The organism is Paraburkholderia polaris (genome assembly GCF_012927345.1).
In the GTDB taxonomy this organism is placed as follows: Bacteria; Pseudomonadota; Gammaproteobacteria; order Burkholderiales; family Burkholderiaceae; genus Paraburkholderia; species Paraburkholderia polaris.
The window spans coordinates 153,327-166,411 of sequence record NZ_JABBGJ010000017.1; the positions used below are offsets into that span (position 1 = coordinate 153,327).

General features: G+C 60.6%; 11 protein-coding genes and 1 pseudogene. 6 read left to right on the forward strand and 6 right to left on the reverse strand.

Annotated features, from left to right (window positions below):
* Positions 1 to 132: 132 nt before the first annotated feature.
* Positions 133 to 3,654 carry a mechanosensitive ion channel domain-containing protein gene (locus HHL24_RS17680; RefSeq protein ID WP_169486721.1) on the forward strand — a complete coding sequence of 1,174 codons (3,522 nt, stop codon included), beginning with the start codon at positions 133 to 135 and terminating at the stop codon, positions 3,652 to 3,654.
* Positions 3,655 to 3,871: 217 nt separating this feature from the next.
* Entirely contained in the window at positions 3,872 to 4,471 is a 600-nt protein-coding gene (locus HHL24_RS17685; RefSeq protein ID WP_169486722.1) for a hypothetical protein, read from the forward strand.
* A 122-nt stretch (positions 4,472 to 4,593) separates the two neighbouring features.
* Here HHL24_RS17685 and gltS read toward each other — a convergent pair whose 3' ends face one another.
* Both gltS and nhaA read right to left on the reverse strand, forming a co-directional pair.
* Complete coding sequence (gene gltS, locus HHL24_RS17690; protein WP_206002902.1) at positions 4,594 to 5,793, reverse strand: sodium/glutamate symporter; 1,200 nt, start codon at positions 5,791 to 5,793, stop codon at positions 4,594 to 4,596.
* A 27-nt stretch (positions 5,794 to 5,820) separates the two neighbouring features.
* Positions 5,821 to 7,038, reverse strand: coding sequence for a Na+/H+ antiporter NhaA (gene nhaA, locus HHL24_RS17695; RefSeq protein ID WP_169486739.1), 1,218 nt, complete (start codon positions 7,036 to 7,038; stop codon positions 5,821 to 5,823).
* A 333-nt stretch (positions 7,039 to 7,371) separates the two neighbouring features.
* Here nhaA and nuoN point away from each other — a divergent pair, with 333 nt between their 5' ends.
* Positions 7,372 to 8,841, forward strand: coding sequence for an NADH-quinone oxidoreductase subunit NuoN (gene nuoN, locus HHL24_RS17700; RefSeq protein ID WP_169486723.1), 1,470 nt, complete (start codon positions 7,372 to 7,374; stop codon positions 8,839 to 8,841).
* Here nuoN and HHL24_RS17705 read toward each other — a convergent pair.
* Both HHL24_RS17705 and HHL24_RS17710 read right to left on the reverse strand, forming a co-directional pair.
* A pseudogene (locus HHL24_RS17705) lies at positions 8,842 to 8,973 on the reverse strand (HTH domain-containing protein); the annotation flags it as partial.
* 370 nt (positions 8,974 to 9,343) lie between these two features.
* Complete coding sequence (locus HHL24_RS17710) at positions 9,344 to 9,832, reverse strand: hypothetical protein (protein ID WP_169486724.1); 489 nt, start codon at positions 9,830 to 9,832, stop codon at positions 9,344 to 9,346.
* 198 nt (positions 9,833 to 10,030) lie between these two features.
* On the opposite strand from HHL24_RS17710, the gene HHL24_RS17715 reads away from it, so the two are divergent.
* The 3 genes from HHL24_RS17715 to HHL24_RS17725 all read left to right on the forward strand — a co-directional run bounded on the left by HHL24_RS17715 (position 10,031) and on the right by HHL24_RS17725 (position 11,943).
* Positions 10,031 to 10,252, forward strand: a complete 222-nt coding sequence (locus tag HHL24_RS17715) for a hypothetical protein (RefSeq protein ID WP_169486725.1) — start codon at positions 10,031 to 10,033, stop codon at positions 10,250 to 10,252.
* 395 nt (positions 10,253 to 10,647) lie between these two features.
* Entirely contained in the window at positions 10,648 to 11,115 is a 468-nt protein-coding gene (locus tag HHL24_RS17720) for a YaiI/YqxD family protein (RefSeq protein ID WP_169486726.1), read from the forward strand.
* A gap of 195 nt (positions 11,116 to 11,310) precedes the next feature.
* Positions 11,311 to 11,943, forward strand: a complete 633-nt coding sequence (locus tag HHL24_RS17725; protein WP_169486727.1) for a class I SAM-dependent methyltransferase — start codon at positions 11,311 to 11,313, stop codon at positions 11,941 to 11,943.
* A gap of 701 nt (positions 11,944 to 12,644) precedes the next feature.
* On the opposite strand, the gene HHL24_RS17730 is transcribed toward HHL24_RS17725, so the two are convergent.
* Together HHL24_RS17730 and HHL24_RS17735 are read right to left on the reverse strand one after the other, a co-directional pair.
* Positions 12,645 to 12,827: a hypothetical protein gene (locus tag HHL24_RS17730; protein WP_169486728.1), complete on the reverse strand. Its 183-nt coding sequence runs from the start codon at positions 12,825 to 12,827 to the stop codon at positions 12,645 to 12,647.
* 45 nt (positions 12,828 to 12,872) lie between these two features.
* On the reverse strand, positions 12,873 to 13,085 hold a 213-nt coding region (locus tag HHL24_RS17735), incomplete at its 5' end, for an ATP-binding protein (protein WP_169486729.1).

The following is a 13,085-nucleotide window of genomic DNA, read 5'->3' on the forward strand; positions in this document are numbered from 1 at the left end:
TGTCTGGAGAAGTGCGCTTACCGGTCGTCGCCCCGGCTTTTTGAAAGATAGCGATGCGACGCTGCGCAGATGTCGTCTGGCGTCAATGGCCATGGGGGCAGCGGCGCTTTCAGACCCAAAAGGCGAACATCGATGAGTAGCCCGACGCGCCGGCTAGCCTTGGCTGTCAACGCCCTGCTGGTCAAAGCGAGGGTGCGATGCGGCCAGTCCGTCCCAGGCAACGCCCGTCTGGTTGCTCTCCTGACCATCGCGCGACTGTTGCTGATCGGAGCAACCATGACGGCTGTGGTGGCGCAAGGGGAGCCCCCCGGCGTTCGTTCGAACGCTGACTTGACCGTCGAACAGGTGCGACGCACAGCCAGGGAAGCAGAGGCCCGCAAGGACATCGATGTGCCCACAAAGGCACGCATAGCGGAGCTGTCCCGCGCAGCACTCGCGGATCTGGAGCGTGTACCCGAGTTGCGTGCCCAGGCGGAGAACTATCGTCAGTTGGTGCGGGATGCGCCGGACCAGATCCGTGACGTGGAGCGGACGCTGGAACGGCTGCGCTCAGAGTCAGACCAGGTCGTGTCCGGCCCTTCGAGTTCCGGCAGCACGCTTAATGAACTGGAGCAGGTGCTGGCCCAGACCGAGACTCGCCAGGCTGCCGCGCGCGCCGAACTCGCGGGGCTCGACCTCGAAATCGAACGTATCGACACGGAGCCCGCGGAGTTGCGCAACACGCAGCGCGAGGCGCAAGCCGGTCTGGAGCGGTTGCGCGAAAACATCCAGAATGCTGCAGGTGCGTCACGTCAGACGTTGCTCGCGCAAACAGAGTTACAGGCGAAGCGGGCCGCGCTGCTGGTTCGCCAGGTTGAGGCTGACGTCTTGCGCGACCGCATCGATGCGCAACCTGTGTTGGCGCGTCTGACGCAACTGCGGCAGGCAGTTGTTCGGGCGCAATTGCAGCGCGGCGATACTGACCTGAAGCAACTGGTGGCGCTGGTCGATCAACGTCGAGTAGATGACGCAAGGAGGGCCGAGGAGGACGCTGCCGGTCGCCAACGGCAGTTGGTGAGCCGCAGTCCCTCCTTGAGTCGATTGGCGGCAGCCAATGTGCAAACATCTGCACAGCTTGCCAGGACGGCCAAGGAAATCGAGTCATTACGGCAAGCTCGCGATCAGCGCGCTACAGAGGCGCAGAACCTGGAGGTCGATTTTCAGCGAGCGCGCCTGCGTCTGGAGCGCAGCAAGCTAACGGAAACAATGGCCCGGGTCCTCGCGGAGCGCGCTGCCGCGCTGCCTGAAGCGGAGCAGTTCCGTCGCGCGCGCGGCGAACGGGCGCGGGCCGCCGAGTCGATCGCCGCGGCTGCCTTCCAGGTCGAGCGTGAGCAACGTCACCTCGCAAACCCGGACCAGGAGCTCGACACCATCATGCGCAACGAGGCTGCACGCACGCAGTCGGCCGAAGTGGTGACCCTGCGCGACGAGGCTGGTGTCCTGATTGCTGATCGCAAGGAACTGCTTGATCGGCTATCGACTTCGCAGCGAACCTATCTGAACACGCTGGACGAACTTGTCACTGCGGAGGACCAGCTCCTGAGCACGGCGCAAGACTATCGCAGCCTGATCGACAAAGCGTTGTTCTGGGTGCCTGTGGCCCCCCTGTCCGAACGGTCCTTCAGTGATCTGCCGCAGGCGCTGCTGCTGCTGGCCTCGCCAGAGGGCTGGCGCGAGGTGGGCGAAACCATTGAGGCCCAGGCGCAGCAACGCTTGCTGCAAGTGCTGGTCCTGTTTGGCGCAGTCCTCGCCATCCTTGCCGCGCGAAAGCGGCTGCTTGCGCGGCTGCAGCGCCTGGACGAGTGCAAGGATGCGGCGGGCGATCGCAACGTTGCTGCCACCGTGCAGGCCCTTGGCACAACCCTACTCGTCGTCGCGCCGCTGCCGCTGGCGATCTGGACGATCGGCAACCTGATTGTCGTTTCGTCCACGGCTTCGGAATTTGCCAATGCCATCGGCCAGGGGCTCGACCTGACTGCGTGGGCTGTACTCGTAGGGATGTTCTTCTCGAGGCTGTTTCGTCGAGATGGCATTGCCGAGCGGCATTTCGGACGCGACGCCCGGTCAGTGCGTGTGCTGCGCCGCGCATCACACGTGTTCACGTTCCTCGTGGTGCCGCTTGGCTTCGTTAACCTGACCGCGTCCCACTTCGATGATCCCATCGTGCGGGCCTCGCTGGGGCGGCTAAGCCATATGCTGGCGCTTATCGTATGCACCGCAGTGATCAGCTTGACCTTCCGACCGGGCGGCCAGGTTCTCACGCGGTATTTTGGTCCCAGGGCAGAGGACCGGGGCGTGGTCTTGAAATATGCCATCTACCTGTTCGCTTGTATGGTGCCGCTGTCACTCGCGGTGCTATCGGCGGTTGGCTTTTACAATGCCGCGCAGGTCTTCGGCCGGCTCACGCTGTTCAGTTGCCTGATTGCGGCAGCGATCGCGCTGTTCCATACGCTTGCAGCGCGCTGGTTGCGCAACCAGCGTGACGAGCTTGCGCGTGCGCGAACTCAAGGCAAGGACCGGGAGGTAGAAGTCGTCATCGACGGAGTGCGTAAAAACCTGGATCGACCTGACCTGGTGTCGATCGGAGCCCAAGCGACGCGGTTGTTGCGAGCCTTATCCGCGATACTGCTGCTGGTTGGCGTGCTGGTGGTCTGGCGCGGCGCATTGCCTGGCTTGAGCCTGCTGAACGAGATTTCTCTATGGACCTATGCCGATGTCGAGGAGGGCCAAACGGTCGAGCGTGCCGTCACCCTCGGGGGCGTGATGCTCGCCCTGTCGATAGGATTTGTCGCGGTCATTGCGGTCAAAAACATCGGGGGCTTCCTTGAAATTGCGTTTCCGGAGCGGGTGCAGCTGTCAGGCGGCAGCCGCTATGCAATCAGGACCGTGGCCCGCTACGTCATTGTAGGTGGGGCGGTCATGACGGTGTTCAGTGTGCTCGGTGGCAACTGGTCCCGGATTCAGTGGCTGGTTGCGGCCATGGGCGTAGGCCTCGGCTTCGGCCTGCAAGAGATCTTCGCAAATTTCGTCTCCGGTTTGATCATATTGTTCGAGCGGCCGATCCGCATTGGCGATACCGTGACTGTCGCAGACGTGACCGGCGTCGTGACCCGTGTGCAGGCGCGTGCCACGACAGTGACGGACTTCGATCGCAAGGAGGTGGTGATACCGAACAAGACCGTCATCACCGAGCGAGTCACCAACTGGACTCTGAGTGATCCCGTCACGCGGGTGGTGCTGAAGGTCGGCGTCGCCTATGGATCCGATACCGCGGCCACCTGCGAATTAATCCTGCAAGCTGTGCGCTCGGTGCCCTACGTCCTCGCGGATCCTGCCCCCAGCGTATTCTTCCTCGATTTCGGTGACAGTTCCCTTGATTTTGAGGCGCGTTTCTTTGTCGAGGGCGTGGATCAACGAACTCCCGCCACCCACGACGTGCTCACGGCGATCGAACGTGAGTTGCGGCAAGCGGGCATTGAAATTCCGTTCCCTCAGCGTGACATTCATTTCAAGTCCGTACTCCCGGCGCTTGCGGCGCACGACGCGATACAGCGCAAAGAGGACGACGCTTCAGCGGGTGTTACAGCCTCTCGCACAATGGGCCACAAACCATAGCGAGCTTTCTGACCTTGCCGCGTCAACGGGTTATCAGCCATTTTCCCCAACAAAAAAGACGTTTACTTCCTCCTTTTCCGGGCTTAGCGTGACGCACAAGGATGCGAGCGTCTCGGGATCATCTGGGCTGCAGCTGACACTCCCGACCCGGCCAGCGTTCGTGACGCAACCCGGCCGCGTCCACTTCGTGGATCATGAACACAGTTATTGGACTGCTATGACTTTCGCCAGCGGAAAGTGGAATCGGAGATTTGTGCTGCTTCGCACATTGTTGACTGTAGTACCGGTTCTGATTTCGGGTCTTTCGCCCGCCTCTGCACAGGCGGCCGCGATGGTAGCCACCGCAGAAATCTGCATGCGTGAAGGGACGTATCCAATGATTGGCGGTGGTATGACCGTTTTCTCTAGCAATAAGACCTGCTTTAGCCGCCCCGTAACTGACACCTATCCGTTCCCGCGCCCGAAGAAAAGCGCCCCAGACCCGTTCAATGGAACCCGGGTGGCGCGGTACGACTACCACGACGCGCTGTACCACTGCGCGAAGCGTCATATGCGGCTACCGACGGTCGATGAACTGAAGGCGCTGTTCGCCTACGCGAACACTGATAACAGTACAGCGGCGGGGAGCAAATACGCGATCGTCGCGCCAAAAAACGATTCGCGTTATCCAGGTGGTCTCTATGGCTGGGGAGGCGGCACCCTATATTGGTCGCACACCTTCGCCGGTACGGGCTTCCACAAGGTGGTCAATCTTGGCAACGGTCGAGTGAGCATTTACTACGATTCGTATAGAAGCTACGTATCGTGTGTACGCTGAAGGGGGCTCGCCACGGTGTCGGTTCGGCTGCCTTCGCCATGCCGGTTTAGTGATAACGAACAGTCACCGCGTCTCGTTAGCACGCAGACGCTAGATTCTGGTGGCGGCCAATGAGTCCACCTCTACCCGTAAATTGGCAGCAGCAGGAACAGTTTGATGACGATTGCATTCGCGATGTCGATGAAGAACGCGCCTACCATCGGCACCACAAGGAAGGCTAGGCGGGAGGGGCCGAACCGCGCCGTAATCGCCTGCATGTTGGCGATCGCGGTCGGCGTGGCCCCGAGGCCGAACCCGCAGTGCCCGGCGGCCAGCACCGCCGCGTCATAGTTGCGCCCCATGACCCGAAAGGTGACGAAGATGGCGTAGGCGGCCATCGCCACCGCCTGCACCACCAGCATTGCGAGAAGCGGCAGCGCAAGCGAGGCCAGGTCCCCTAAGCGTAGGCTCATCAGCGCGATCGCGAGAAAGAGCCCGAGGCTTACATTGCCGAGCAGCGACACTTCGCGCTCCAGGACCTGATACCAGCCGGGCACGGCGAGGCCGTTGCGCAGAACGACGCCAACGAACAATACACACACGAACGCGGGCAGCTCGAACGCTGTGCCGGCCAGCCACGTTGCAAGCGCCGAGCCGACAGCGAGGCAAACGGCAATCAGCGCCACTGTTTCGATGAAGGCGTCTGCCGTGATGGGTTGAACAGCTTTGGGTTGCTCGAAACCGGTCGCGCCTGCGATATCGGATTCCGGGGCGGGCACAAGGCCATAGCGCGTGATCAGGAAACGCGCGACCGGGCCGCCGATCAATCCCCCCAGTATCAAGCCGAAGGTGGCACAGGCAATTGCAATCTCCGTCGCAGCTGCGAGCCCATGACGCTCTGCGAACACCTTCGCCCATGCTGCGCCGGTGCCATGGCCACCGGAGAGGGTCACCGACGCCCCAAGCAGGCCGAGAATGCGCTCCTGTCCCAACGCCCAGGCGAGGCCGATGCCGAGCGCGTCCTGCATCACGAGCAGGCCGACCACGGCGCCGAGAAAGACAATCAGCGAACGCCCGCCAGCTTTCAGCCCGGCCAGTTCGGCGTTAAGGCCAATAGTGGCGAAGAAGGTGAGCATCAGCGGCGCCTGAAGCGCCGCATCGAAACGTACGTCGATTTGCAAGACCTGGCGTAACGCAAAAACCAGCAGTGCTACAAGTAGCCCGCCGATCACCGGTTCGGGGATGCTGTAAGTTCGCAGTATGGTCGTCCGTGCAAGGATCTGCCGCCCGACCAGAAGTACGAGTGAAGCGGCCATCAGCGTTTCCAGCGTGTCGAGGCTCATGATGGTCTTCTGTACTTGAATGAACGGCTAGTTAGTCCCGTTCGATGAGGTTGTTCCAGAATTACCTTGCACGAACCGGAGAAGCAGATAGCCCATCACGCCCGATAGCATCGAGCCCACGATCACACCCAGCCGGACAGGTGTGAAATATTCGGGACCCTCGAAAGCGAGGGAGCCGATGAACAGACTCATGGTGAAGCCGACACCACACAGTGCAGCGATTCCAACCAACTGAGGCCAGTTAGCGCCCTCGGGTAGCCTGGCCAGACCGAGCCCAACCAGCGCGGCGCTCGCCCCGCAAACGCCGACGAGCTTTCCGACGAACAGACCTGCGGCGATGCCAAGCGGCAGTGGCTCCGCCAGCGCCGTGAGCGTCACGCCAGCGAACGAGACGCCGGCATTGGCAAAAGCAAAGATCGGCAAAACGGCGAAGGCCACCCAGGGGTGGAGTCCATGTTCCATCTGGTGAAGCGGAGTGTGGCCTTGCGCGTCCTTCGTCCTCAACGGCACGGCGAAAGCGAGCGCAACGCCTGCGAGCGTTGCGTGAACGCCGGACTTCAGCACGCATACCCACAAGATCACACCGACAATAGCGTAAGGTGCAATTCGTGTGATTTTGAGCAGATTCAAGGCAATCAGCACTGCAATTGCCACGATCGCGAAAAGTAGCATCGGGATGGAAAGATCCGCTGTGTAAAACAGCGCGATGATGACGATCGCGCCCAGATCGTCGGCGATCGCCACTGCGGTGAGGAATATTTTCAGCGACACCGGCACGCGGTTGCCGAGCAGCGAAAGAATGCCGAGCGCAAATGCAATGTCTGTGGCCGTTGGAATGGCCCAGCCATTCAGGGCCGCGCCATGCCCACGGTTGATAAGGAAGTAGATGAGTGCGGGCACTACCATTCCGCCGACTCCAGCGACGACAGGCAGCACGACCTGTGCGGGCGTGGAAAGCTCTCCTTCAATGACCTCGCGTTTGACCTCCAGTCCGACCAGGAGAAAGAAGATGGCCATCAACCCGTCGTTGACCCACAGTAGCAGCGGCTTCGCGATGATTAACGATCCAAAGCGCACCTCCACGGGGATCTTCAGCAGATCGTCGTACGCGTGTCGAAGCGGCGAGTTGCTGCAGACCAACGCGAGTACTGCGGTGGCCATGAGCAGCAGTCCGCCCGCCGATTCCAGTTTGAGGAAGGTGGAGATTCCATCGGTCGCCTTGCGAAACGCGTTGTCGATCACGATGCCCGTCCATTGTCAGCGCATGAACTCGTGAAGGTATCTGGGTCGCCCGGTCAGCATTGGTGGCATGGGGCTGTCCCGCGACTGCTTCTGGAACAACCCAAAACACATGGTATTTTTAATGAAACTCGCAGGCTAGTGGACTTTGGTCCTATATTGGGAGGCATCTCACCGCCCATCGCGCGCAGCGAAATTCATCGGTACCTGACGGCGATGGCTGTGTATCATCAGCGCATAGTCGACGCCTTCAGCGCGGTCGTCACATTGCTCGTGGTAGTTGCCGCTACCCACCGCGTGCAGCAGGACTCACCTAATTTCGCAAGAGCCAGAACGATCATGCAAGACGCACATGTGCTGTTGCCCGACGCGCTGGTAGTGCTTGCGATCGTGATCGCTTCCCGGTTGGGAGACTTCTGCTCCGAGGCAACGAACCGGCGTCTTACTTACCTCGTCGCTCTCCTGGCGTCGACCGCGGCGTGCGTGGGGTTCGCGATCCAATCGTTCGATTCGAACCAGTACTATTTCTTCTCGCGGATGATCGTGGTCGATCCATTCGCCAGCGTGATGAAGGCGACCGTGTCGCTTGGCTTCGCTGTCGCGCTCGTCTATTCGCGCCGATATCTCGAAGATCGGGACATGTTTCGCGACCACGTGTTCCTGCTCGGCATGTTCTCGCTGCTCGGCCAGCTGATCATGATTTCGGGCAACCACTTCCTGATGCTGTATCTCGGTCTCGAGTTGATGTCGCTGTCGCTGTACGCAATGGTCGCGTTGCGCCGCGACGTCGCGCGATCGAGCGAAGCGGCGATGAAGTACTACGTGCTTGGCGCACTGGCTACGGGTTTCCTGCTGTACGGCATCTCGATGCTCTACGGCGCGACGGGCTCGCTCGAACTGAACGAGGTACTGAAGGCGGTAGCTTCGGGCCGCAGCAACGATGCCGTGCTGCTGTTTGGCGTGGTTTTCATCGTCGCAGGCGTGGCATTCAAGATGGGCGCGGTGCCGTTCCATATGTGGGTGCCGGACGTCTATGAGGGGGCGCCGACCGCAATGACGCTGTTCGTCGGCGGCGGTCCGAAGGTCGCGGCGTTCGCGTGGGGCCTGCGCTTCCTCGTGATGGGTCTACTGCCGCTCGCAGTCGGCTGGCAGGGAATGCTCGTGATTCTGGCGGCGCTGTCGATGGTCGTCGGCAACATCACCGGTATCGTCCAGCCTAACGTCAAGCGGATGCTCGCGTACTCGGCCATTGCGAACATGGGGTTCGTGCTGCTGGGCCTGCTGGCGGGCGTTGTCGACGGCAAGACCGCAGGCGCGGCCAGCGCGTACGGCTCGGCGACGTTCTACAGCATCGTGTATCTGGTTACGACGACAGGCGCGTTCGGTGTGATCATGCTGCTCGCGCGCCGCGATTTCGAAGCGGATACGCTCGAGGACTTCAAGGGCCTGAATCAACGCAGCCCGGTGTTCGCGTTCGTGATGATGATGATGATGTTCTCGCTCGCCGGCATTCCACCGACGGTCGGCTTCTACGCGAAGCTTGCGGTGCTCGAAGCCACGATGAACTCCGGTCTCACATGGCTCGCGGTGCTGGCCGTGATTACGTCGCTGGTCGGCGCGTTTTACTACCTGCGCATCGTCAAGCTGATGTACTTCGACGCCCCACAGGACACGACGCCACTCTCGGCCGGCGCAGGCAAACGCACACTGCTTGCGCTGAACGGCGTGGCCGTGCTGGTGCTTGGCATCGTTCCAGGTCCGCTGATGACGGTCTGCCTGCAGGCGATCTCGCACACGCTGCCGCGCTGATGCCGGCAGCACAGTGTCGGCCCATACGTAACGCCTGACCGTGTTTCTGGATACGCCTAGTCGTTTGGCGATCTCGCGCATCGAGACATGATCGCGAAATTGCCAGCGTAGGATGATGCTCAATATAGCCACGTCGATCGCTCCGTTCCCCTGCCCGTTACCGAGCACGTCAGTGTTCTACGTGGGTGAATATTCGATGCAAATTACAACGTGCGGTGGGCCAGAATTCGTGCAAATCAACAACATTGCCCATCGCGTGGACAGGAAGCGCTCTGGCGCCCGCAGGGTATCTGCTCGCCCTTTCTCTCATGAGTTCGTGTCGGTATCCGACCGGACACTCCCTCAACTCTGTTGAGCGACTCAAAGTGTTTGGGCTTGTACGATGCCGGCCCGCATGTGCCTGTGGCGCGCGCCCATGCCGGTGGTTGAGGGCAGGCCCCCTACAAACCGAAACATTTGCGGACCATCGGCAAGCTCCGATTCTGACGTGACGGCGGCAAAATCAAATGACGTCTCGTCTGAAATCGCCAAAGGCTGCTCGCTCGACCATTTCCCAATTGAAAGCCCGTCCGACCGTGATGTGCTCGCTGTCCGAGAAGGACGATAGAAACAAGCAGTACCCCTCGTCCACGCACTCATCAGCAAGTTGTCTAATCGGATCCAGGTACTGGAACTGATGCACGTTCCATTTCACATGCTCGCGGGAAAAGTCTGTTTTGTGTAGCGCGCACAGATGGGCAAGGAATAACTGATGATAGCCATCCTCGACATGCGCAAAGATGAGGCCGCTCTTTTTATGATAAAGAAAACGGCCGGTTGACCCCGAGCGCACGTCGTCTAAAGCGTCCGCAAGCTGCTCCGCGTAACCGAAGCGGGCGTGCTGCCAGAGATAGCGGTGCAAACCGTTCTCTATGGCCGGTTGCGGTACTTCCGTAAAAGCCGACAGAAGCAGATGCGTAAGCTTTGGGGCGTCACCAATCTGGTATCGCATACGCCATTTTCGTAGTGGTTTAGCGGACGCTTCAGTCTACTTTAGCATGACGGCTGCTTTTCGAAGCCTACCAGGCTTCGCGGCAAGGTGGTTCAGCGTCGCCGACAAGCTCATACGCGCGTCAGATCGCGGTCATGCCGTCAACGGAGTAGATTAATGTCTTGGTCACGCCCCCGGCGTTTGACTTGGGAGAGAACCATGAACAAACGTTACCCAGTTTCGCTCGTAATCGCTGCAAGTCTTGCCGTTTCATTCGCATTTGCCCCAGAAATCGCGGCACAGGCAGGCACCCCCGGGACGAAGCAGATGCAGGATGCACAACGGAATGCCGAACAAAAGGCTCGTAGCACAAGCAAAAAACCTCACAAGAAAGTCGTGCCTCCAAAGGCTGGAAGCGCCATGTCGGCATCCGCCCCCTAGTTTCCCTGATTGTCAGTCGATTAAACCGTTGTGTTCAGGATCTTACGCGATGGTCCGGTGATGGACTCCAGGCGGCCACTCGACATGCAATCTTCGAACGTCGCTTCTTGGCCGGTTGTACTCGCTGAGCTTCGACGCCACAAAGCGGCCACCGGTCTGAGCGAATTTTCCCGACCGGCGGCTTACGAGGCAGAAGGCTGGATGAGTACAGTCGACCATCTTCCGCCCTTCGCCATCGCGTTCACACGGTTATTCAGGTGACTGCTTCGCATTCGAAAGCCACCATTCTGCGTACGGGCTTTGCCCCTACCCGCCCTGCACAAGTGCTGGTCCGCCGCAGGGTAAGCGCGCGCGGTAATATATGATCGCTCCCCCCACCTAATGGAGATACCGCGATGCAAGTGCTGGTTGACGCAGACGCCTGCCCGGCTGCCGTCAAGGACATGCTGTTTCGGGCCGCGCGTCGCACCGAAGTGTGCGTGACGCTCGTCGCGAACCAGCATTTGCGCACGCCGCCATCGCCCTATATCAAGGCACTGCAAGTGCCGGCGGGGTTCGACACCGCCGATGCCCGTATCGTCGAACTGGTCGCGGCCGGCGACTTGGTGATTACCGCGGACATACCGCTTGCCGCCGCTACGCTCGACAAGGACGCGTATGCACTCGATCCGCGTGGAAACTGGTTTAGTCGTGAGAATATCGACGAACGCCTGACGATGCGTGCAGTGATGGAACAACTGCGCAGCGCGGGCGTCGATACGGGCGGTCCGGCGCCGTACAGCCCGCGCGACAGCAAGACGTTCGCGGGACAGTTGGATCGGTTTCTCGCGCGCCATCGCGCGCCGCCAGGCGCAGCTGTTTGACGATGCGAGCCGCAGTACCACAAGAGGATAGCGCCCATTGACGAGAGATCAGGTTCAACTGCGGCTCGGTCAGAGATAGCTGTGAGACCACCTCGTGGTATCCCGGCATCGCATGTTCGTGACGTCTACACAGCCTTTTCGGTTCACCCGAGTCGAGAATTTCGCTGTTCCCGCTATGCATTGGAGACCCGCCCCATGACACCCACCGCTTGGGAGCTCGAACGAATCAGCACCGTTACGCTGCGGCACTACAACGCGCACGCGGAAGATTTCCGGGAAGGCACGAGCGACCACGACGTCACGCAGAACATCGATGCGCTACTGCGTCATATCGTCGTCGAGCCGCCTTTTGCGATCCTCGATTTTGGCTGCGGGCCCGGGCGAGATCTTAAGGCCTTCACCTCGCTGGGTCATCACGCGGTTGGTCTCGATGGTGCCGAACGCTTCGTCGCGATGGCGCGCGACGAGACCGGCTGCGAGGTGTGGCAGCAGGATTTTCTGCACCTCGATTTGCCGCTCGCACGCTTTGACGGCGTTTTCGCCAACGCCTCCCTGTTTCATGTCCCGAATCGGAATCTGGCACGCGTGCTGCAGCAAATGCACTCGACGCTGAAGCCCGGCGGCGTGCTATTTAGCTCCAATCCGCGTGGTGCGAACCAGGAAGGCTGGAGCCATGGCCGCTATGGTGCTTTCCACGATCTCGACGCGTGGTGCCGATACATGGTGGATGCGGGGTTCTTCGAACTCGAGCACTATTACCGGCCTGCCGGCTTGCCGCGCGAGCAACAGCCTTGGCTCGCCAGCGTGTGGCGCAAGCAGGCCACCTGAAGTGCCGGGCTAGTTCGCGACAGAGATAACCGGCTGCGGTTCGCAGGCAGGCACGGGACCGTTCGCGCGCGCGTTGCGCGTACGGCGCGTCGACCGGAAAGATCAACCGTTGCCGCTGGGTCGAGCGGTAACTCGTCGCCGCCATTTTGCACCGCGGGCAGGATCGTCTGGCTCATTCATCGTGGGGCGGCCCACCGGGAAGCCCAAAGTACTTTGATATCGGCCGGGGCGCAGTCGTTTGCCCCGTCCAGCGGACAGATATCGTTCGCTACACCGCATTTCGTCCATCGATGACTGTCAATTCGGGTGTTGAACGTCCGCCTCCTACCGGTACGACTGGCAGTCTCCGGGTCGAGAGTTCGCATCCCCTTGCAGTGAACCTGACATTCGCGGCTGACGAGGCGCGAATGTCAGGAAACCAACCCGTAGCCGCCTCACCAACTCCGACACCTGAACGTCAGCAATGGCCGATGAAGGAGCGTTCGCCTTCGACAATCGGATGGCCGGTTACAGGGTGGAGCCGACGCCTGAACGCCCCACCGACGACGCATGTGAACGGCGGTTTGTGGCCGATTGTTGCCGGACGAACACGCGAGCCGGAACTGCCTGATAGCCGGTTGATGCTCTGGGAGGGGAGTTTTGCGTGCTACAGATCGGCTGCAGCAAAGGTAGAAACCTATATCTAACAGGCTTTGCGCCTGTCATTCCATCTCCTGAACTTTAGGGCGCAGCAAAGTAACTTTTCTTTCCCGTTGGGTGAAAAGGTCCGGGAGAGCCGCCGCTTCGGGAATGCGTGGGCGCGAAGGATAAAGGAGGGCCATCGCACGATGAGCAGCAGGCTTGGTGTCACGGATCGGCGTAATCAAGCCGGGGATGATCGGCATAATGAGGCCACTCAGAGTGGCCCCGAAACGCGATTTCGAAGGGGTTCAAGAATGCGGTTTTTTGCCGGATTTGGCAACCGCATTTTCGCCGTTTTCAGGCATCGGTTTGGGCTTGCGGAAGCTCTCGCCCTCGATGACGACGCGATAGGCACCGTGGCGTAGCCGGTCGAGCGTGGCGGCGCCAAGAACCCGGTTGTCGGGGAACGCATCGCCCCATTCGCTGAGGTCTAAATTTGAAGTCAAGATCGAGGCCGCGCG